The organism is Neisseria sp. P0021.S006 (genome assembly GCF_051956895.1).
Map to the genome: position 1 here is coordinate 1 of NZ_JBQCWZ010000032.1, position 21,966 is coordinate 21,966.

At 51.0% G+C, this 21,966-nt stretch carries 18 protein-coding genes; 8 read left to right on the forward strand and 10 right to left on the reverse strand.

Features of this window, described 5'->3' with window-relative positions; translation table 11 throughout:
• The coding region (locus ACTHUM_RS07925; protein ID WP_440402816.1) for a magnesium transporter at positions 1 to 1,019 on the reverse strand (1,019 nt) is incomplete at its 3' end.
• Positions 1,020 to 1,264: 245 nt separating this feature from the next.
• Entirely contained in the window at positions 1,265 to 2,158 is an 894-nt protein-coding gene (locus tag ACTHUM_RS07930) for a LysR family transcriptional regulator (RefSeq protein WP_004518973.1), read from the reverse strand.
• A 14-nt stretch (positions 2,159 to 2,172) separates the two neighbouring features.
• Here ACTHUM_RS07930 and ACTHUM_RS07935 point away from each other — a divergent pair, with 14 nt between their 5' ends.
• Positions 2,173 to 2,646, forward strand: coding sequence for a CidA/LrgA family protein (locus ACTHUM_RS07935; RefSeq protein WP_004518974.1), 474 nt, complete (start codon positions 2,173 to 2,175; stop codon positions 2,644 to 2,646).
• A 15-nt stretch (positions 2,647 to 2,661) separates the two neighbouring features.
• Entirely contained in the window at positions 2,662 to 3,357 is a 696-nt protein-coding gene (locus tag ACTHUM_RS07940; protein ID WP_039861867.1) for an LrgB family protein, read from the forward strand.
• A gap of 80 nt (positions 3,358 to 3,437) precedes the next feature.
• On the opposite strand, the gene ACTHUM_RS07945 is transcribed toward ACTHUM_RS07940, so the two are convergent.
• The 3 genes from ACTHUM_RS07945 to ACTHUM_RS07955 all read right to left on the reverse strand — a co-directional run bounded on the left by ACTHUM_RS07945 (position 3,438) and on the right by ACTHUM_RS07955 (position 5,751).
• Complete coding sequence (locus tag ACTHUM_RS07945; RefSeq protein ID WP_004518977.1) at positions 3,438 to 3,815, reverse strand: hypothetical protein; 378 nt, start codon at positions 3,813 to 3,815, stop codon at positions 3,438 to 3,440.
• Between the two features lie 308 nt (positions 3,816 to 4,123).
• Positions 4,124 to 4,216, reverse strand: a complete 93-nt coding sequence (locus ACTHUM_RS07950; RefSeq protein ID WP_036472778.1) for a methionine/alanine import family NSS transporter small subunit — start codon at positions 4,214 to 4,216, stop codon at positions 4,124 to 4,126.
• Entirely contained in the window at positions 4,216 to 5,751 is a 1,536-nt protein-coding gene (locus ACTHUM_RS07955; RefSeq protein WP_083296577.1) for a sodium-dependent transporter, read from the reverse strand. Before ACTHUM_RS07955 ends, ACTHUM_RS07950 begins: the two co-directional genes overlap by 1 nt.
• Before the next feature lie 776 nt (positions 5,752 to 6,527).
• On the opposite strand from ACTHUM_RS07955, the gene gap reads away from it, so the two are divergent.
• Together gap and uvrD are read left to right on the forward strand one after the other, a co-directional pair.
• Complete coding sequence (gene gap, locus ACTHUM_RS07960; protein WP_003748138.1) at positions 6,528 to 7,556, forward strand: type I glyceraldehyde-3-phosphate dehydrogenase; 1,029 nt, start codon at positions 6,528 to 6,530, stop codon at positions 7,554 to 7,556.
• A gap of 100 nt (positions 7,557 to 7,656) precedes the next feature.
• Positions 7,657 to 9,864, forward strand: a complete 2,208-nt coding sequence (gene uvrD / locus ACTHUM_RS07965) for a DNA helicase II (RefSeq protein ID WP_440361226.1) — start codon at positions 7,657 to 7,659, stop codon at positions 9,862 to 9,864.
• A 255-nt stretch (positions 9,865 to 10,119) separates the two neighbouring features.
• Here the strand turns inward: uvrD and ACTHUM_RS07970 are convergent, their stop codons facing one another.
• Together ACTHUM_RS07970 and ACTHUM_RS07975 are read right to left on the reverse strand one after the other, a co-directional pair.
• A complete protein-coding gene (locus ACTHUM_RS07970) occupies positions 10,120 to 10,596 on the reverse strand; it encodes a hypothetical protein (RefSeq protein ID WP_063068390.1) in 477 nt (158 codons plus the stop codon).
• Positions 10,593 to 10,844: a helix-turn-helix domain-containing protein gene (locus ACTHUM_RS07975; protein ID WP_049331660.1), complete on the reverse strand. Its 252-nt coding sequence runs from the start codon at positions 10,842 to 10,844 to the stop codon at positions 10,593 to 10,595. The genes ACTHUM_RS07970 and ACTHUM_RS07975 overlap by 4 nt, the downstream gene beginning before the upstream one ends.
• A 67-nt stretch (positions 10,845 to 10,911) precedes the next feature.
• Between ACTHUM_RS07975 and dndC the strand changes: the two genes are divergently transcribed.
• From dndC to ACTHUM_RS07995, 4 genes are read left to right on the forward strand one after another with little or no spacing between them, the layout of a single operon-like run.
• Positions 10,912 to 12,024 carry a DNA phosphorothioation system sulfurtransferase DndC gene (gene dndC, locus ACTHUM_RS07980; RefSeq protein ID WP_049331662.1) on the forward strand — a complete coding sequence of 371 codons (1,113 nt, stop codon included), beginning with the start codon at positions 10,912 to 10,914 and terminating at the stop codon, positions 12,022 to 12,024.
• Positions 12,021 to 12,245 (forward strand): DNA modification system-associated small protein, encoded by a 225-nt coding sequence (locus ACTHUM_RS07985; protein WP_004518986.1) that lies wholly within the window; start codon positions 12,021 to 12,023, stop codon positions 12,243 to 12,245. The genes dndC and ACTHUM_RS07985 overlap by 4 nt, the downstream gene beginning before the upstream one ends.
• Position 12,246: 1 nt before the next feature.
• Complete coding sequence (locus ACTHUM_RS07990; RefSeq protein ID WP_440361225.1) at positions 12,247 to 14,301, forward strand: AAA family ATPase; 2,055 nt, start codon at positions 12,247 to 12,249, stop codon at positions 14,299 to 14,301.
• Between the two features lie 11 nt (positions 14,302 to 14,312).
• Positions 14,313 to 15,908 (forward strand): FtsK/SpoIIIE domain-containing protein, encoded by a 1,596-nt coding sequence (locus ACTHUM_RS07995; RefSeq protein ID WP_049331668.1) that lies wholly within the window; start codon positions 14,313 to 14,315, stop codon positions 15,906 to 15,908.
• 86 nt (positions 15,909 to 15,994) lie between these two features.
• Here ACTHUM_RS07995 and ACTHUM_RS08000 read toward each other — a convergent pair whose 3' ends face one another.
• The 3 genes from ACTHUM_RS08000 to ACTHUM_RS08010 all read right to left on the reverse strand — a co-directional run.
• Complete coding sequence (locus ACTHUM_RS08000; protein ID WP_440361224.1) at positions 15,995 to 19,282, reverse strand: DUF2339 domain-containing protein; 3,288 nt, start codon at positions 19,280 to 19,282, stop codon at positions 15,995 to 15,997.
• A gap of 177 nt (positions 19,283 to 19,459) precedes the next feature.
• Positions 19,460 to 21,742, reverse strand: coding sequence for a sel1 repeat family protein (locus ACTHUM_RS08005; protein ID WP_440361223.1), 2,283 nt, complete (start codon positions 21,740 to 21,742; stop codon positions 19,460 to 19,462).
• A gap of 45 nt (positions 21,743 to 21,787) precedes the next feature.
• On the reverse strand, positions 21,788 to 21,966 hold a 179-nt coding region (locus tag ACTHUM_RS08010; RefSeq protein WP_440402819.1), incomplete at its 5' end, for a DNA polymerase.

Consider the following 21,966-nt stretch of genomic DNA (forward strand, 5'->3'; position numbering starts at 1 on the left):
GCGATAAAGGCGGTACACAGGTTGATGGCAAGCCACATCCAGCGGTTTTTCACCGAGTCCCAAATCGGGGCGAACAAGTCCTCTTCTTCTTGCAAACCGGCCATGTTAAACATGTCGGCTTCGGATTCTTCACGGATCACGTCCACCATTTCGTCAATGGTGATCCTGCCGATCAGCTTTTTGTTTTCATCGACAACCGGCGCGGTGACCAAGTCATAACGTTCAAACGCCTGTGCCGCTTCTTCCACGTCGTCTTCGGGACGGAAGCGCACGACATCGGTGGCCATCACGTCCGCCACCATGTCTTCGGGGTCGGCGACCAAGAGTTTGCGGATGGGCAGCACGCCTTGCAACACGTCGTTTTCATCAACCACGAAAATCTTGTCGGTATGGTCGGGCAGGCTGTCGAAACGGCGCAAGTAGCGCAACACGACTTCACACGCCACATCGGCGCGGATGCTGACCAATTCAAAGTCCATAATCGCGCCGACTTGGTTATCTTCGTAAGACATCGCCGCTTTGACCTGCTCGCGTTCTTCTTCATCACGCGTTTGCAGCGCTTCGTACACCACTTGGTGCGGCAGGTCGTCTGCCAGTTCTGCCAATTCGTCTGCGTCCAAATCATCGACGGCGGCCAACAGCTCGTCTTTGTCCATGGACTCGATCAGCGTTTCGCGTACGGCGTCGGATACTTCCAGCAAGACTTCGCCGTCGTCTTCAGGGGCGACCAAAAGCCAGACGATGTTACGCTCGCGCGGCGGCAGGGATTCCAAGACGGCGGCCACGTCGGCAGGGTGCAACTCGGCCAAGAGGACGGTCAGCTCGGTGAACTTGTCACGCAGGCTTTCGTCTTCAATCGGCACGCCTGCTTCGATTTGTTCAAAGGACGGCTCGAGGATTTCGCATAAGGCGTGGATGCGGTCGATATCGTCAGAGATGCGATCGTCAGAAATGCGGTCTTCCACCGCTTCATTGTCGGGGGTATGGTCGAGATTCGGAGGGGTTTGTTCGATGCTCATAAATGCTCCGCCCGCCGGACGCGGGGAGGCATTTCGGCGGGATGATTATGGTTGTTGTGTGTCTGATGGGAAGTTCAAAGGCGAACTGGGAAGGTCCATAATTCGAGCCTGCTGAGAGGCGCAGAGTTGTAAACGGTGCATATTCTACTCTTTTTTAGGCCGTTTTACCATTTTTAACGGGAAAGGCCGTCTGAAAGCGGGTGATAACGACACCCTTTTTTTTCAGACGGCCTGATGATTTGATTTTATTTGTTTCGCCTGCCGAACGCTTCCCTGACCACGTCCAACCAAGCCCTTAAGGCCGGCGTCGGGCGTTGGTGTTTCTTCCATGCCATGGTGAGCTGCCAGCGGATTTCGGGTTCGACCAAAGGAATGGCGGCAAAGACATCGGGATTGATTTTTCGGGCATAGTATTCGGGTAACAAGGCAATGCCCATATTGTGCGCCACCATGTCGGCGACCAAATTCCATTGTCCGGTACGGCAGACAACGTTGGGCGTAAAACCTTGATTGCGGCAGGCCGTCTGAATGGTTTCGTTGAGGGAAAAGCCTGCACCAAAAAGGATGAAGGGCTCGTGTTGCAGGCTTTTGAGCGTCAGCGCATCGTGTCTCGCCCGATTTTTCGGCATCAAGACCACCAGCGGATAGTCGCACAACGTGATGCTGTCGAAGTCTTCGTGAACCGGCGCGAGCAGCTGCCCGGCATCGAGTTCGTTGTTGCGCAGGGATTGCTCGATGGCGAGCGAACCTTGTTCCAAAAACGACAATTCTATGTCCGGCCATTTTTGGTGGAAATCAAACAGCGCATGACTGAGCAAATCGCTGCCGAACAAGGCCAAACCCAAACGCAGCGTCCCGCTTTTGACATGGCGGTAATCGTCAACGCGGGCCAGCAGCAAATCGCGTTCGTGTAAAAGGTTTAACGCATGGCGATAGACTTCTTCGCCGATTGCGGTCGGCTGCACCTGCCGCTTTTTGCGTCCGTTTTCTCTGCACAAAAGCGGCACGCCCAATTCTTCTTCCAAAGACTGGATGATTTTGCTGACCGTCGGCTGCGTCAAATTCAACGCGGAAGCCGTGGCCGAAAAACTTTGCAGGCGGATGAGTTCGGCAAAACAATGCAGGCTTTTGAAATCCATTATTCCTCTAAGGCATGATTATTCGTTTAATAATTCATATTATGCAGAAATTAGGTTTCTATAATCAAGCCTTTCATTCAACACACACCCATATCATGGATTCCCTCACCAGATTTTTTCAGACGGCCTTGCAGCTTGCCATCATCGGCGCAGTATGGGGCGTCTCCGACCTTATCGTCCGCTTCACGCATCTGCCTGTTTCTTCAGGCGTATTGGGCTTGTTCCTCATGCTCGCCCTTTTAGGGCTCGGCATCATCCGCCCGGGCATGGTTGATCGCGGCGCAAAATGGGCATTGGGCGAACTCGTCTTTTTCTTCATCCCCATCATGGTTTCCGTCTTGCAATATCAAGACCTGCTGATGTCCGAAGGTTGGCAGCTGATTTTGACCATCGCCGTCGGCACCGCGCTCGTGATGATCAGCACCGCCCTGACTCTCGATTTCTGCTACCGCTGGAAACGCCGCCTCTACAAAAAACTCCACTCCTAAAAATAGAGAATAAAAATGGACTACACTGCCCTCGCCTGCTTCATCTGGACTTGCTTTGCCTATGTCGTTGCCAAAAAAATCCACCGCAAAAAACCCTTAATGATTTTCTCCCCCGTCGTTACCGTCTCCGTCAGCACCATCCTCCTGCTGCTGGCATTCGGCGTCAATTACGACACCTACCACAAATATACCCAAGGCATCGTCTTCCTGCTCACTCCGGTTACCGTTGCCTTTGCCGTCCCCATTTATGAAAACCGCGAAGTCATCCGCCGCCAGCTGCCCATCCTCTCCATCGCCATTATGGTGGGCATGTTTGTCGGCGTAGTCAGCGCATTCCTCATGAGCCATATGTTCCACTTCAACAACGAAGTAACCAACAGCCTAATGGCGCGCTCCATCTCCACGCCGTTTGCCGTCGTCCTCGCCAGCGAAATCCACGGTTCAGCCTCGCTCGTTTCCCTGTTCACCATCATCACTGGCTTTGTCGGCATGATATTCGGCGACCTGTTTTTAGCCTTCACCCGTATCCGCTTCCGTACCGCCAACGGCGTGGCATTCGGCAATGCCGCCCACGGCTTCGGCACATCGCGCGCCGGACAACGCCATGAAACTGAAGGCGTAATGGCCAGCCTGACCATGATTTTGGCCGGACTGTTTATGGTATTGTTTGGCCCAACCATGGTGCATTTGGTAATTTGGATGATGAGTTAGGCTTCGTCCCGATGACCATACACAAAAAGGCCGTCTGAAACACATATCGGTTTCAGACGGCCTTTTATATTATGGAACGATTACAGTTTGAAAATAGAAGCCTCTGCTAAATCATGAATGGTATCCAACGCAGATGAACCTGTACCATTGTTTGAATAGGTCGCATTGTCTGAGGAAAGACCAGCAGAAGAATCAAGAGGATCAGCCTCACCAAACTCACGGCTCAAAAGCTCATCTCCATCGAAAGCTTTGGATTCCAATATCGGCTTCGCGGCCGGCTGTGCAGGCTCAAAACCTTCCCACTCACGCGGATCAAGGCGGATGATATGATCATCGTCATAGCCATCATTAGGCCCTTTGCCTTCTCCTGAAAAAGTACCGTCCCACTCGCGCGGATCGAGGCGGATAACAAAATCTTCAGAATCACTTTCTTTACTTGGTTGATGTACTTTAGCCATGAAATTCTCCTTAACAAATAAACGGATACTGTACCTAATGCCTCATAAAAGGCATTGCGGACTCTATTCTAGAACAAAGAAAACAGCGGGCAAAGATTGAAGGGAACAACGGTTTATTAACACGATAATCGTATTTAAATCTTTTTAAAACAAATAGATATAATTTATACATCATACCCGGTCATCCATTATTAAAAATCTCGCACATGCCGTCCACCAAGATGATTCCCCCTCTTCCGTCCCTTGCTATGTAACAAAAAGGCCGTCTGAAAAATGACTTTCAGACGGCCTTTTCATTTGCTCAAACCTTATTCTTTAGGCAGGCGCAGGACGGAGACGATGAATCCGCCCCAAATGACGATCAATGCGACAAGCATCATAATAATGGCTGAAGTACTCATTATTCGTCTCCTTCACGTTCGTGTTCATGTTCGTCTTTGACGTTGAAGCCCTGACCGTGTTCCCACGGCAAGAATGACAGCAAGACCGACAATACGAGGATGGCGCCCACCATGCCCCAACCAAAGATATTGAGGAAGCTGTCAGGATAGCCGCTGTAATTCTCTTTTAGGAGGCCGGCAGTATCCTGATAAAGCATATAGCCGAGCATGGCGACGGTAACCACCACGCTGGCTGTCCACACTTTGCCGACACGGATGGAAGACAGCGCGTTCAAGTGGTTACGCAGTTCCGGCAGCTTGTTCAACAAGACAATCGCCAAAACGTAAACAAAACCGGAAGCCACAATGCCATAAGTATTGATGAATTTGTCCAATACGTCCAACACAGGCAGGCCGGTGGTCGTACCGAACAGCAAGGTGGAAATAATCGCCATGGGAACGCCAGCAATCAACGTTGCGCTGACACGTCCGATGTTCATTTTGTCTTGAATTGCAGCCACAATTACTTCAACGATGGAAATCATAGAAGTTACACCGGCAAACACCAGCGAGCCGAAGAACAACACGCCGATCAACGCGCCCATCGGCGCTTGGTTGATGATGGTCGGGAACGCGATAAACGCCAAGCCGATACCGTTGGATGCCACTTCGCTGACTTCTTTGCCTGCGGCTTGAGCCATAAAGCCCAATGCGGCAAATACGCCGATACCGGCGAGCAACTCAAAGCTGCTGTTGGCAAAGCCGACAACCAAGCCGGTGCCGCCCAAGTCGGTTTTTTTCTTCAGGTAAGAAGAATAAGTAATCATGATGCCGAAGCAGATGGAGAGCGAGAAGAAGATCTGACCATATGCGGCTACCCAGACTTTCGGATCCGCCAAGCGGCTCCAGTCAGGCGTAAACAAAGCGTCCAAACCTTTTGCCGCACCCGGCAGAGTCAGCGCAATGCCCACCATGATGACAAACATTACCACCAACAAAGGCATGAAGAATGTGGACGCACCGGCCACACCTTTTTGCACGCCCAAAGCCATAATCGCCAGCGTAAACACCCACACGGCAATCAACGGACCGGCAACTTTGCCGACAAAATCCAAGCCCAAGTCTTTGGCATCGGCCATTTGCAGGAAGTCTTTGAAGAAGAAGGTCTGCGGATCCGTACCCCATGCCGAAGTCAAAGAATAATAGGCATAGCTTGCCGCCCAGCCGACAATCACGGCGTAGTAGATACAGATGATGACGTTGGTCAGAAAGTTCCACCAACCCACCGGCTCAAACCAACGGCCGAGGCGGCGGAAGGCCAAAGGAGGCGAACCGCGGTAACGGTGGCCGATGGCATAGTCGAGCAGCAACAGTGGAATACCCGCCGTCAACAGCGCAACCAAATAAGGGAGGACGAAAGCACCGCCGCCGTTGTCGAAGGCGATGTAAGGGAAACGCCAAATGTTGCCTAAGCCCACGGCCGAGCCGATGGCGGCAAACATAAAGGCACGGCGACTGCTAAACGTCGCGCGTTCGCTGGATTGAGAATTTGACACGATGAACCTCTTAAAAATCGAGTGTCGTCAAGGCCTCCCGGCCTTGCGCGTATATATTTAGAAATCAGGTCGGACAAACCGGCCGGTTAAAATAGATATTCGGACAAGGATAATATCCGGTATTTAAAGAATGCACCGCTTATGGCCATGCAAACATAATCTGACCTTATCGTAAAAAAATTTAACACTGTTGGCAAGTCAGTATTGCATTAAAATCGCAAGGAAAATCTTCATGCACTACGACTAAAATCTTCATACACTTCTTTATATACAAGCCAAACGCAACACACAAGCCCCGTTTCCCCCTCCCCTTCCCATTGACAACCGCCCTCGTCGCAAACCGCCTTTCCCTTATCCCGTAAGGAAAAGCGGCAACCCAACGCATTCAAACCCCCCGTCATCAAAATGTTTCAGACGGCCTGTTTTCCTTCCGTCCAATCCGGGCCGTCTGAAAATTTCACTGTTGCATGTTGTAATCAAGAAACCACTCCAGAATTCCGTTTAATATAAACAAAAACAATCCGCCTTTTTCTGCGCCCTTCATCACCATCATTTAAAATAAGCATAAAATATCAAAAATAAAATGAATAAAAAATAAAATGACAAAAAATCAAAAATAAGATTAATTTTAAACCCGTATTTCTACTCTAATCATCCACAATCAAAAATAATCAAACCAAAAAATTTCAATAAAACATTAATTACACAGCACTACATTTTTGCTATAATTGCCGCCATTCAATCCACAACCCAAACCCAAAAGAAGAGGAAAAGCCATGGGTATCAAAGTTGCCATCAACGGTTACGGCCGCATCGGCCGCCAAGTAGTGCGCGCTATTTTCGACTACAAACTGCAAGACCAACTCGACATCGTTGCCATCAACGCCAGCGGCAGCATCGAGACCAACGCCCACCTGACCAAATTCGACACTGTTCACGGCCGCTTTGACGCCGATGTTTCCCATGATGAAAAACACCTCATCATCAACGGTAAAAAAATCCCTTACTTCTCCACCCGCAATCCTGCCGAATTGCCATGGGGTGAATTGGGCGTTGACCTGGTCATGGAATGTACCGGCGCGTTCACCAGCAAAGAGAAGGCCAAAATCCACTTGGAAAGCGGCGCGAAAAAAGTGCTAATTTCCGCTCCCGGCGGCGATGACGTTGACGCAACCATCGTTTACGGCGTAAACGACGACGTGATTACCGGCGACATGACCGTTATCTCCAATGCCTCCTGTACCACCAACTGCCTGGCACCCGTAGCCAAAGTGTTGAACGAAAACATCGGCATCGTAAACGGCGTGATGACCACCATCCACGCGCTGACCAACGACCAAACCGTCACCGACGTACGCCACAAAGACCTGCGCCGTGCGCGTAGCGGCGTGGAAAACATGATTCCGACCAAAACCGGCGCGGCAAAAGCCGTCGGCTTGGTATTGCCTGCCCTGAAAGGCAAACTCGACGGCCTCGCCATCCGCGTACCGACCGTCAACGTTTCCCTGGTTGACCTGAGCTTCCAAGCAAGCCGCGAGACTTCTGTCGAAGAAATCAACGCGCTGATGAAAGCCGCTTCCGAAGAAGGCCGTCTGAAAGGCGTTTTGGGTTACAACACCCTGCCGCTGGTCTCTATGGACTTCAACCACACCACCCAAGCCAGCACATTCGACTCTACGCTGACCAAAGTAACCGAAGGCAAAATGGTTAAAGTGTTCGCATGGTACGACAACGAGTGGGGCTTCAGCTGCCAAATGCTGAATACCGCGCGCCGTATGTTCGGTTTGGAAGTACGTCCGTTCTAATCGGCTTCCAACACAAAGGCCGTCTGAAACATCTTTTCAGACGGCCTTTTGTATTTCCTTTAAAATATCGCATTCCCATTTCTTTTCAGACGGCCTCTTCATGTTTCCCAACGAATCCGCCCCCAATCTCCTGCAAGGCTTAAACCCCGAACAACTCTCCGCCGTAACCTGGCCGCCGCAATCCGCCCTCGTTTTGGCAGGCGCAGGCAGCGGCAAAACGCGCGTACTGACCACGCGCATCGCATGGCTTTTGCAAAGCGGACAAGCCAGCGTGCACAGCATTATGGCGGTAACGTTTACCAACAAAGCCGCCAAAGAAATGCAGACCCGTTTGGGCGCGATGATTCCCGTCAACGTCCGCGCCATGTGGCTCGGCACGTTCCACGGCCTCTGCCACCGCTTTTTGCGCCTGCACCACCGCGACGCCGGCCTGCCCTCTTCCTTCCAAATCCTCGACAGCGGCGATCAGCTTTCCCTGATCAAACGCCTGCTCAAAAGCCTCAACATCGCCGAAGAAATCATCGCGCCGCGTTCGCTGCAAGGCTTTATCAACGCGCAAAAAGAATCCGGTTTGCGCGCTTCCGTGTTGAGCGCGCCCGATCCGCACACACGCCGCATGATTGAGTGCTACGCCGAATACGACAAAATCTGCCAACGCGAAGGCGTGGTCGATTTTGCCGAACTCATGCTCCGCAGCTACGAAATGCTGCAAAACAACGAAATCCTGCGCCAGCACTACCAAAACCGCTTCAATCACATTTTGGTCGACGAGTTCCAAGACACCAACAAGCTGCAATACGCGTGGCTGAAACTGATTGCCGGCAACCACGCCGCCGTCTTTGCCGTCGGCGACGACGACCAAAGCATTTACCGATTCCGCGGCGCAAACGTCGGCAACATGACCGCGCTGATGGAAGAATTCCACATCGACGCGCCCGTCAAACTCGAACAAAACTACCGCTCCGTCGGCAACATCCTCGCCGCCGCCAACGCCGTCATCGAAAACAACGACGAACGCCTCGGCAAAAACCTGCGCACCGACGCTGAAGCAGGCGACAAAATCCGCTACTACTCCGCCTTTACCGACCTCGAAGAAGCCCAATTCATTGTGGACGAAACCAAAGCCCTCGAACGCGAAGGCTGGGATTTGGACGAAATTGCTGTCCTCTACCGCAGCAACGCCCAATCGCGCGTCATCGAACAAAACCTGTTCCGCAGCGGCATTCCCTACAAAATCTACGGCGGCCTGCGCTTTTACGAACGCCAAGAAATCAAACACGCCCTCGCCTACCTGCGCCTTGCCGTCAATCCCGACGACGACAACGCCCTCTTGCGTGTGATTAACTTCCCACCGCGCGGCATCGGCGCACGCACCATCGAAAACCTTCAGACGGCCTCAAACGAACAAGGCATCACCCTCTGGCAGGCAGCCTGCAATGCCGGCGCAAAAGCCACCAAAATCGCCGCCTTCGTCCGCCTGATTGAAGCCCTGCGCAACCAAGTCGGACAAATGCCCCTGTCCGAAATCATCGTCGGCATCCTCAAAGACAGCGGCCTGACCGAACACTACCGAACCCAAAAAGGCGACAACCAAGACCGCCTCGACAACCTCGACGAACTCGTCAACGCCGCCATCGAGTTCAAACCCGAAGACAGCAACTTTGAAACCCTGCCCGAAAACATTTCAGACGACCCCGCCTTCCCTATCCTCGCTTTCTTGAGCAACGCCGCCCTCGAATCCGGCGAAAACCAAGCAGGCGCAGGTGAAAAAGCCGTCCAACTGATGACCGTCCACGCCTCCAAAGGCTTGGAATTCAACGCCGTCTTCCTCACCGGCATGGAAGAAGGCCGCTTCCCCAGCGAAATGAGCCTTGCCGAACGCGGCGGCCTCGAAGAAGAACGCCGCCTCATGTACGTCGCCATCACCCGCGCCCGCAAACGCCTCTACATCACCATGGCACAGCAACGCATGCTTCACGGACAAACCCAATTCGGCATCGTCTCCCGCTTTGTCGAAGAAATCCCGCCCGAAGTATTGCACTACCTGTCCGTCAAAAAACCCGCCTACGACAGCTACAGCAACACGCGCCAAACCTCCATGTTCAAAGACAAAATCATCGACGACTACAAACAGCCCCAAACCTACGCAGGCTTCCGCATCGGCCAAAACGTCCGCCACGCCAAATTCGGCACCGGCGTCATCATCGATGCCGTGGACAAAGGCGAATCTGCCCGACTGACCATCAACTTCGGCAAACAGGGCGTAAAAGAGCTGGACACCAAGTTTGCGAAATTGGAAGAGATGTAGAAGGGAGATGGCAGAGGCCGTCTGAAAACGGGAGGAGCAATTTTGCCGAAACCTCCGCCGTCATTCCCTCGCAGGCGGGAATCCAGAAGTAGAAATGTAGGTTGGATACTCGTATCCAACAAAAACATTGACGCGTCTATCGTTTCCGAAAAAAACGCTGTTGGAAAATGTCGGATTCGAGAATCCGACCTACGGCTGCTGCTTTTGGGGTGATGAAAAAGCAGCCTGCACTTTAAATTTCACTCGTTTCCCTGCTCATAAGATTTCAAACAATTGTGCCAACAGCACATCCTGCAGCACCACCCGCGTTTCGGCCTGCCGAAGCAGCCGTGCGAGTAGTGCATCGATTTCTACGCCCGAAACAGTTTGACGCAGGCTGGATAAAGCCTTCATGCGGTTTTTTTGTTCGAATGCATCTTCCATACCAGGTTTGACACAAAAATACCAAAACGGCTCGGTCCTCATGTGGTAGAGCGGCATGCCGAAATTTTCTTGGTGGTATGCGTTTGCCACCCACCGCTGCCATTGCTGTCTGAATATTGCCTGCCATTCTTCCAAAAGCGTATCCGAAAAATCAATTTTTTCTGTGTGCAGGCTGCCTGATTCATACAGCAGGCATAAACTGTATAGAAGGATGAATTTATGCGGGGCACGGTTGTTTGCTTGTGTAAAACTTGTATGCAGGCTGCGGAATTGTTCCGCATATTTTAATAATGCTGCCAAATCTTTCATACCGCTTCCTCCTGCAAACTTTGCAATACCTCCTCCGGTTGCCAATTCAATGCGCGGCAATAATCAATAAACTCAAAGATATCCAGCCGCCTGTCACCTGTTTCCACTTTTCCTACGAACGAATGCACCACATTCATCCGTTCCGCCAATGCACGCTGCGACAACCCCAAATCCAATCTTCTGCGGATAAGGAGTTGTCGCAAATAGGTGTGTTCGGCAGAGTGTACCGACAAACGAATATTTCTCATGCGCTCCGATTTTAGGTACAATCACGCATGCACCTGTTTTAGGTGCAAATAAGAAATATGTATAAAAATGACCGTAATACCCATACACCCTGCCAACCCGTTCGACGCTATACGCCAAAACATCACTGAAGAATATTTGAGCGAAACGCAGCACTACCCTTGGATTGTTACCTTTTCAGGCGGCAAGGACAGCACCCTTGTCGCCCATTTGGTGTTTGACATGCTGCTTTCGCTGCCGCCGATGCTGCGGACGCGGCAGGTGTTCTTCATTTCCAACGACACGCTGGTGGAAAGCCCGCTGGTGGTGAAACACATGCGCCAATCTTTGGCAGAAATCCTGCGCGCCGCCGAAATTTTCAGGCTGCCCGTCAGCGGCGAAATCACCGTGCCGAAATTGCAGGACACGTTTTGGACGCTGCTTATCGGCAAAGGCTACCCCACGCCCAACCGCTCGATGCGCTGGTGTACTGACCGCCTGAAAATCCAACCAACCAGCGGCTACATCCTGCAAAAAGTAAACGAAAACGGCAAAGCCATCATCGTGCTGGGTGTGCGCAAAGACGAATCCGCCACCCGCAAGGCCAGCATAGAAAACCACAAGAACCTGGAAAACAGCAACCTGACCCCGCACGGCGATTTGAAGAACGCGCTGGTGTACCGACCAATTGCCGATTTGAGTACCGACGATGTGTGGGAATTCCTTGCTGCCAACGACCCGCCCTGGGGAGGCACACACAGCGATTTAATCAAGCTCTATCGCGAAGCCGCCGGCGGCGAATGCCCGATTGTGCTGTCGCAGGAAGAAGCCCCCGGCTGCGGCACTAATTCCAGCCGTTTCGGCTGTTGGACGTGTACGGTGGTCAATAAAGATAGAAGCCTGCAAGGATTTGTGGATGCGGGGAAAACCGAATTTGCACCGTTAATTGAATACCGCAACTGGTTGGTGGATATCCGTAACAAACCCGAATACCGCCAGGCCGAACGGCGCAACGGAAAACTCACGTTCAAAGGCGGAAAACACATCCCCGGCCCGTTCACCATCACGGCGCGGCAGGAAATGCTGGCGAAGCTGCTAGACGTGCAGGCTGCTTTCGGCGAAGAACTGATTTCGCAGGACGAAATCGACCTAATCAAGCAGATTTGGACGGAAGATATTTTGAAACAAGGAGACAGACGATGAACCCGGAAACCGAAGCACAAATTGCCGACCTGCTGCTGTGGCGCGACCCTGACGCGCGCCATTTGCTGGAAGCGGCCGCCGAAAAACACAATGTCAAAATGGAAGCGGCGGCAGAACTTCTTGCTTGGGCGCGCCAGGTGCGGCGCAAGGGTGACAAATACGGCGGCATGAAGCAGAAGCTGGACAAAATCTTCGAACAACAGGATTTATGGGGGGAATAAGGTGTATATCAAACGGATAAAACTGAAAAATTTCAAATCCTACGCCGAAGCCGAATTTGAATTTCCCCCACCTGAAAAAGGGCGAAACCTGATTTTGGTCGGGGCGGAAAACGGGCACGGTAAAACCACGCTGCTGGAAGCGATATATCTGTGCCTGTATGACAAAGACGCGATTGACAATTTCCAGCGTGCCGGTTTGGTCGACAGCGGATTCAAATACCGCGATTTCATCAGTCAGTCCTTATATAAGGAAGCCACTGCCGCCTTTGCGCGCTCTTATGAAATAGTGCTGGAAATGGATTTGATGGAAAGCTATGCCTTTGGCGAACAGGGTATCCGTATTGTTCGTAAATGGTATTTCGACCATTTGGGCCTCTATCAGGAAGAAAGCAACCAGCTGCTTTTGTATTACATAGGCAAAGACGGCCTGAAAAAACCTATAGACGGTGAAGAAATCCAAGAATATTTGGAAGATTACGGCCTGCCGTCAGAATATTCTGCTTTTTTCTTTTTTGACGGCGAACAATTGGTCAATATCGCCAAGCAGTTTGGTGCGGGCGGCTGGATGAGCGGCGCGCTGAACAAACTTTTGGGCATCGACCTGCTTAAAGCCTTGCAGGCAGAGGTGAGGGAATACGGGCAGAAGCTATACAGCGAAAAGGCGGGTGGCAGGCAAAAAGAGCTGCTTTCTGAAGCCGAACGCCGTTTTCAGGCTGCCTCTGAAGAGTTGGCGCGTCATACCGAAACCCTGCAACAGTGGCAGCGGCAGAAGCAGGAAACCGAAGCTCGGCAGGACGACTTGCAGATGCGGTTGCGGGGCGCGGGCAGCACGCAGCATTCCAAAGAGCTGATTGCCCAAATCGAACAATGTGAAGCCGAAACCGCCCAACTGAACCAAAACATTCAGGCAGCCTTGTTAGCCTTGCCGCTTGCCCTACTGCCTGAAAGCGATATCACCGCCCTGAAAACACAACTTCACGGTGATTACCGCCGCCTGCTGCACGAGCAGGGCAAAGAGCAGAACGCGCACCGGTTGGAAGAATTCTGGCAAGCGTTTTCCACCAATCCCAACACGCTGGAACTACTGACGCCGAAAATCCTGAAAGACGAACTGCTCAAACGTGCTCTGAACGAATCATGGAACGTTCTGTTCGATAAACTGCCGCCAGATGCATCTGACCCCATGCAGCACAATTACTTGGACGATTCATGCTTTCAGGCTGCCTTCGAAAACATCGCCCGCATCACATCGCCTGACAACGACCTCGGCAGCCTAAACAAAGAGAAAAATCGCCAGGAAACCAAACTGGCCGAGCTGAAACGCTGCTACGAACAGCAGAAAGACAGGCTTGTCGATTCCGACCGCCTGCGCGAAGAATTGGAGCGTGTTCAGAAAGAGCTGGCCGAAGCCAACCAAAAACTCGGCGGCGTGCAAAACAGCATCGAGCGCAGCCAAACCGAAGTCAACCGCCTGAAAACCGAATGGGAAACCCTGCAACAGGAACTGATAGACAGCCTGCCCAAACAGCAAAAGGCCGAGCGTGCCGAGGCCGTGTGCCGCCTGATAGACGACTTGGCCGTGCAACTGCGCCGCAGCAAACTGGATGCATTCCGCAAAACCGTAAGCAGCCTGCACAAGAAAATCGCCCATGACAAACAAATCGGCGACATCGAAATCGGCGAAGACGGCAGCCTGTCTCTGTACAGCCAAAACGGCACGGCTATCGACTTCCAGCCGCTTTCGCACGGTGAAAAGAAAATACTGGTGCTGACCCTGATTGCCGCGCTGGCCGAAATTACCGACTACCAGGTCCCCTTCGTGGTCGATACCCCGCTCACATCTTTGGACACGCGCCATTGCGACAACCTAGTGCGATACTGGATGAATTTAAACCGCCAAGTGATTATTCTGGTGCAGAGTGCCGAAATCGGTTCCGAAACCTATCAAAAGCTCAACGCACAAGGATGCATCGGCAAGAGCTACCTTATCCGTTCTCAAATCCTGCAAGGCGGTGGAAAATGCGCCACCGTTACCCCGCACGCCTATTTTGAATAAAGGGAAACGCCATGTACGAATTGGACGACGACAAAATCTGCAACGACAAATACTGGGTAACGCTGACCGAAAACACCCACATCAAATCCAGCGGCGAAGCAGCCAAAATCCTAAAACAGCTCGAAAGCGACGGCGTGCTGCCTAAAATGCAGAACCATGAATGGGCGCGGCTGTGCATCGCCTTCTGCTTTGCCAAAACCAAAAATATCAAAGATTGGGAACAGAAACCCAGCATGGACGGTGGTTTGGAAATCGCATCGTTCAACACCTGCTTTAATCAAAACGGCAAAAAAGGCGAAGAAAAATTTTGGCTAGCCTACATCAGCCAGCGCATGTTTGACGAAGTGCCAGAACGGAAATTCACCAAAAAACACTTGTTTGCCTATATCCAACTGGCGTGGCACAACGGCGCGAAACTGCTGGAGGAACGTTACCGGAAAGCCTTGGACTACTGTGACAGCAGCATCGTGGAAGCCAAAAAAATATTCTTTGACGAACTGGCCGGCTTGGCGGCGCAACACAGAGACGGTGGTTCGGACGGTGCTACACAGGCCGTTTCAGGCAGCCTGCACCCGGCCGCTTCCGCTATGGAAGAACAAACCTGCATCAAACTCAAAACCGCACTGGACAAAACAGTCGGCAAGGGCGGCACGATACAACCAGAATACGGCGGCGTACGCTACGACTGCCTGCGCGTGCAGTTCGACCGCTATGTGGATTTGGAAAAATACCACAGCCAGATTTGCTCCGAATTAGGCATCGGCGATGATGAAATGCGCTGCGGACGCATACGCGGCGAAGCCAATACATGGCACATCAATATCCTGCGCCCGCAAGACACTTGGCGGCAATACGGGCAAAGTGAGTTTCAGACGGCCTTACAGCAATACCGCGCATCGGCACAGCAATTCAGATTGCCAGTGTGTATCGGTTTAGACGAACGCGGCGAACCCGTGTTTCAAGATTTTGCCACCGCGCCGCATGTGATGGTAGGCGGGGAAACGGGGGCTGGGAAATCGGTACTGGTGCGCTCAATGCTGGCTTCCCTGTTCGAACTCGCTCCTCAGAATGAAACGGAAATCGTCGTGTGTTATTGCAAAGTTTCTGCGGATTTCGCCGCCTTCAAAGACCGTCCGAATTTATGGCAGGGGCGCATAGTCAGCGATGCGGAAGAAGCTGCTGAAATATTGTCGTCTTTTGCTGACGAGATGGATAAACGATACCGCCTGATGGACGAATACGCTGCAAAGGATATTGCAGAAGTCCCACAGCACGCCCGTCCAAAATATGTTGTTATCGTGATTGACGAACTGGCCGACCTTATCGATGTCAGCAGTGACGCAGAAGGGCATTTAGTACGGCTGGCACAAAAAGCGCGCTCCGCAGGAATGTATCTGTTATTGGCAACGCAACGCCCCGATGCGAAAACACTCAGCGGCCGCCTACGTGACAACCTGCCGACCAAAATTGCGTTGAAAACAGGCAAACGCCAGTCTTCCGAGATTATCTTGGGCGAGCGCGGTGCTGAAAACCTGACGGCCAAAGGCGATCATTTGGTCAAATGGAACAATGAAGCAGCACGTTTTCTGCACGGGTATAATGTATAATTTGTTCAACCATCCTTTGCAAAGGTCTCAGGCCGTCTGAAACTTAAATGGGGTTTCAGACGGCCTTTTCCTTTGGGGATTAGTGATTAGGCTTTAGGTTCGCCATCATTCTCTGCTTTGGGCGGAACGGGTGCAAACCAGCCGACCAGAAGCAGCAGCAGGCCGACGATGATGAAGGAGGCGATGCGTTCGATACCGCCGCTGTTGGAAAGCTCGATCAGGAAGAGTTTGACAACTACGATGCCCATCAGCGTCGCGCCTGTCATCCAGTAGGAACGCTGTTTGCGGCGGTTGCCGAGTACCATCAAGATGATGGCGGTTACCGCCCAAACGACGGAGAGGCTAGCTTGCAGGCCGAAGGATTGCAGCATGATGTCGAGACGCCAAGTGATGCCGTCGTAGAAATGCCATACGCGCATCACGCCTGCGCTGATCAGCATAAATGCCAAGGCGGAAACTGTGGTTGCCGTGGTACGGCGAAGGTCGGGCGGTAAGGCTTCGGGCAGAGATTTCAGTGCAAACCAAAGCATGCCGGCGCTGGCGAGTTCCACCGGATTGAGCACGGGAATATACGGCAACGGTGAAGGTTGGAACGGCGTGGAGAAGTTGGTCCACAGCATCCAACAGGCAGCGGCAAGGGCGCACAACGGCATAGCAAAATGCTGATAAATGGCTTGATGCCGTCTGAAAAATTCGCGGTGGCGCTGCGTATGGAAAACAATCCACATCGCCAAAGGCACAACCAGCCATGAGAGCTGCGACCAAACGCCGGAGAGAAGACCACCGACATACAGCGCGGTCCAAAGCGTCCAAAGTACGCCGAGTATCGTGATATTGAGTTTGTGCAACCAAATCAGATCATGGCGCGGATAGTTGTTCAGAATAATGAAGTTCAACACGGTAGCGGCGGCAAGCGGCAAGGCTGCGGCGGCTGTCACCGCATGTTCGGTATGGTAGGAGAGGAAATGCAGGCCAAACAATGGCAAGAATGCCAAATTGGTTTGCAGAAGCTCTTCCCATTTCAGACGTTTGGCAAACAGCAGCAGGCCGGCAAATATCGGCCACAGCCACAACTGGGTAAACAGGGTTTCCTCGCCTGTCCATTGCATATAAAGGGCGTAGCTGCCTGTCGCCAACGCAGTAAGCAGGATGATCCAGCCTGCAACCTTCGCAAAGTAAACCTCGTTTCCTTCCGGCTTTTCGGTGTTAACCGGCACGCGTGGATATTGCAGCGCGTAGGCAGCCGCAAACAGCAAAGGCGTAGCGGCAATAAGGTACAGATGGCTCAGGAAACCTTGGGATTCATAAATAATACCGGCTTGCAGCAACAGGGCGAACAATACATTGCCCAAGGTAAATGTGATAAACACATTCGGCTCGTGTTTGCGCCGACAGAATGCCCACGCCGCCGCCAAAGCGGAAAGAGCGACAATGCAGCCGCGCTCGGCCAAGAAGAGCAAAGGCAAAATAGAGATGTACAGCAAGGCGGCAGACAACACGGCCGTCTGAACAGATTTTTCCCATTGCGCCGAACCTTCGCGACGCGAGAAATACCACAATAAATAAATCGCCGCTCCGCCAAGCAACACCACAACCGTCGTAAACCACTGCCCTTCCAAAACGGTATCGGTGCCGAAGTTCTGATAATTGCCCAACTGAATCAGTGCCGCCAAGAGATAAACCATCAGCGCACCCAAACGGATATGCGGACGCTGTTGACGCAAACCGAAGAAATAAACCAATGCGGATTCGGCACTCCACAAGATAACCGTATTGCTCGGTTCAAAATAAAGCGGAACGGCAATTGTGAGGAACAACACCGCCAACGCAAAAAACGCCTGACGCAAAATATACAAACCCTGCTGACGTTTCAGCAGCAGCGCGGCCAGTCCGTAAACAGCGGCAAAACCCAATGCGGAAAGCGCATCCGCAGACGGCCAATGCTCCACCATGCGGTATTGCAGGCCGAACGCTGCCGCCATCGTGCCAAACAATAAAGTATGGTCGAGGACATGCACGCGCAGGCCGTGTGTATAAATACTCTTGCCGATTTCTTCCAAAGTCGCATTGTCGGCAATCGGCGTAACGCCGTCTTCGCTGTTTTCCGTCAACTTACGGCGTGCGAACAGATACGCGATAAAGGTATAAAGCAGCCAGTGGTAAATCAAGAAAGGCTCGGTAGTGGCGAAATGTTGCGGCGTATAACTTCGCATGCCCCACAGCGCGGCAATGGCAAAAGTAGCGACAAAACCCGTCAGGTTCAGCGGACGCCATGCCTTAAACCACGCAATCGCGACCACACCGCCGTTGAGCAGGGCAAGATAAGAAAACAGCACCAAATAATTGCCGCTGCCGTCTGAAGTCAGCAAAGGCGCGGCCATACCGCCGATTAAAGCAACCTGCGCCATAATCTGCGCATTCTGCCTTACCGCCAGCCACGCCATCAGCACAACCATCGCCACCATCAGCCCGAACACGACCGACACAGGCAGCAGCGGATGTAGTTTCAACGCCGCCAAGGCCGTCAGATACATCACCGCCACGCCGAAACCCTGCAACACCAAGCCATATTCACGCTTACGGCTTTGCAGCTTCCAGCCGCCGACCACCGCCGCCAAACCCGCGCCTGCCACAGTCAGATAACGCAGCTCCACCGGCACATGAACCCGCTCGGAGGCATAGCGCAACAAAAACGCCAAGCCGAGGAACAGCACCACAATACCGGTTTTCAACAGCGGATTACCGCGCAAGAACCAAGCAACAATCGGATTGTCGGAAAACTTATACTCTCCTCCTTCCACCTTATCTTTATGGATAACGAATTGACGCGATGGAGCCTCTTCGTTTTCAGACGGCATCGAAGCAATAACAGCCTCTTCCTTAGGCAGCTCTTCTTGTTCAGCAGCAACCGGAGCAACCGCCTCGACAACTTCTTCCACAACAGGCTCAGACGAAGCAGCAGCCTTGGCAGAAACAGGATTAATAGGTATAGAAAAAGAAGGAGCAAACGCCTCTTCAATTTTCTGCTTAACAGGCGCAGCTTCCGCTTCAGACTCAACCCGAACCTGAAGCGGCTCAGAGGCCGTCTGAACATCTGCAACAGCCCGAGCCTCAAGCCCTTGCCCTACCTTCGCCTCATCACGGACAGCCTCATGCTCCAACACCGACAAACGCCGTTTCAGCAGCTCGATTTCCTGCTCCAGCTTTTGCATCCTATCACCTGCCGTAGCAGATTCAGCCAAACGCTCTTCTTGGCGTTGTTTGGCGATTGACCAAGCAACCAGCCAAAACAACGACCCAATAATGACGCCGGTGAACATCTCATCAGCAAAATAGCCGATAATAATAGGAATAAGCAGGCCAAAAAACTGCATGAAACACCTGTTTGATAACAATAAGAATATGCCGATTGTAACACCGGCAACATTATTCATGAAAAAAAGAGACAAACGGCCGAGAACAAAAGCATACGGCGAATAGAATGTAGAGAATCGGCATAGAAAAAAGGCCGTCTGAAAATGTTTAAGGATTTTCAGACGGCCTGAGATTGATTAATCCTTCTTAATCGGCGGATTAGCATTAATCGGCAACGACGAGCGGGAAACTTTAACGTTTGGATAATATTTCCGCATCAAATGCTGAAACACTTCCGCCTTGCGCTCTTTTCCGCTCTTTTCGTAATTCGTCCCCAAAATCACTTCATCCACAATATCGCGTATATCGGCATAAGGCAGATAGACGGATTTTGTGGTTTTGCAATATTCGATTTTGTCCGAACCGATTTGTTCGATTTTCAGCAGACGGAATTCTTCCTCATCGCGGAAAGCGAAATCTTTAAAAAGATAACGGATATATTCCAAAGCTTTTTTGTCTTCATCGCTGATATTATTAGATTTTTTCATTAACTCTATCAACGCTTCTTCAAGCTTGTTGATACGCAATTGATACAAACTTGGATTTTTTCCTACAGGCTTTAATCGAATGCCGAATTTTTGGTTGTTCTCATTCATCAACCATTTCTTACATTTCTCTTCAGCAACATATTCATCGTAATAAGCGATATAAGCCACCTGATAAAGTGGCAGGCTTTCATCTTCTAAACCCGCTACATCTACCTTCGCTAATTCTTTTAAACCTTCGTTCTGTTTGTTTGTAAAACCTCCGAACGAAGCAGAAATATCAGGCTCTTTCAACCAATCTCCGTTTTTATTAAATACCAAGCAGCAGCCCGATGCTTCTACTCCATTTTCTTTGCCATACAAACGGAACTGGTTCAAATCGTTGACGCGGCTGGAGAAACAGGTAAAGAAAGCATTATGGACAGGGCAGTCAGCCTTGTTTTCCAATTCCAAATCCTGCAGATTCAACAACTCCAACAGCCCTTCCCCTTCGGTCGGGTCGTTCATATAAGTGGAGCTGCCAATTCTCATCGGACTAACCTTATTACTATCAACAGGAACTTTATCATCGGCTTTATCACTAACAATGCCGAATAATCTTTCGCATACTGAGGGCGAAGTATAATGGGCAAGAGGAATTGACCCTAATTCCATAGGCGGGATATTTAAAACTGCCAGAATGGTAGTAATGTCGTCTATTACTGTTTTTTCTTTTTGAGTTCCAAATAAATCTCCCTGTATTTTCTGTTTTTTCCAGTCAAAATATCTTTCCCAGTTTTTTTGAATTATGGCTTGTTCGAAATAACAACGGCCTAACCAAGATTGTGCATTGTTTTGTTTTTGAAGGCTGTTTGGCTTGTCTGCCAGCTGTTTAGCAAATTCCAATGATTGTTGGAAATGCTCAACTGCCCGTCCAAATAACTGTTCTGCCTCCTTGCCTTTGGCTTTTAGTGCCTGCTCAAAATAGCAACGGCCAAGCCAAGATTGGGCATCGATTTGTTCTTGAAGGCTGTTCTGCTTATCTTCCAGCTGTTCGGCAAGACTCAATTGCTGTTGGTGGTGTTCAACTGCCTGCTCAAATAACTGTTCCGATTCCTTGCCTTTGGCTTTCTTCGCCTGCTCTAAATAGCAGCGCCCTAACCAAGATTGTGCATAGATTTGTTCTTGAAGGCTGTTTTGTTTATCTTCCAACTGCTCGGCAAGCCTCAATTGCTGCTGGTGGTGTTCAACTGCATTTCCAAACAACTGTTCCGATTCCTTGCCTTTGGCTTTTAGCGCCTGTTCAAAATAGCAGCTGCCTAACCCAAATTGTGCATTGTTTTGTTCTTGAAGGTTGTTTTGCTTGTCTGCCAGCTGTTTGGCAAATTCCAATGATTGTTGGAAATACTCAACTGCATTTCCAAACAACTGTTCTGACTCCTTGCCTTTGGCTTTCTTCGCCTGCTCTAAATAGCAACGACCAAGCCAATATTGGGCATTGATTTGTTCTTGAAGGCTGTTTTGCTTGTCTGCCAGCTGTTTGGCAAATTCCAATGATTGTTGGAAATGCTCAACTGCATTTCCAAACAACTGTTCTGACTCCTTGCCTTTGGCTTTCTTCGCCTGCTCTAAATAGCAGTGGCTAAGCCAAGATTCGGCATAGATTTGTTCTTGAAGGCTGTTTTGCTTATCTTCCAGCTGTTCGGCAAGCCTCAATTGCTGTTGGTGATGTTTAACTGCCTGCTCAAACAACTGTTCCGAATCCTTGCCTTTGGCTTTCTTCGCCTGCTCTAAATAACAACGGCCAAGCAAAAACTGAATATCGTTTTGCTCCTGAATTTGGCTATTTTTATCTTCAATTTTATCTAAAGCCTGATTCAGCTTCTCAATCGCTTCGTCAAATTTTTTCTTATTGAATAACTCTACACTGTCGTCAATTAAATCTTGAACACTCATTACTTTATTCCTTTCTCAAAACAATCTGTTAACCACCATACTATCTCAATGTGCCTCTTCCCAATTCATACCCACGCCCACTTCTGCCACCAGCGGCACGTTCAACATCCCTTCGTCCACTTTCGCCATAATCTGCGACAGTTTTTCTTTGACTAAATCCAGCTCTGCCTCAGGTACTTCCAACACCAATTCGTCATGCACCTGCATAATCAGTTTGCTTTGCA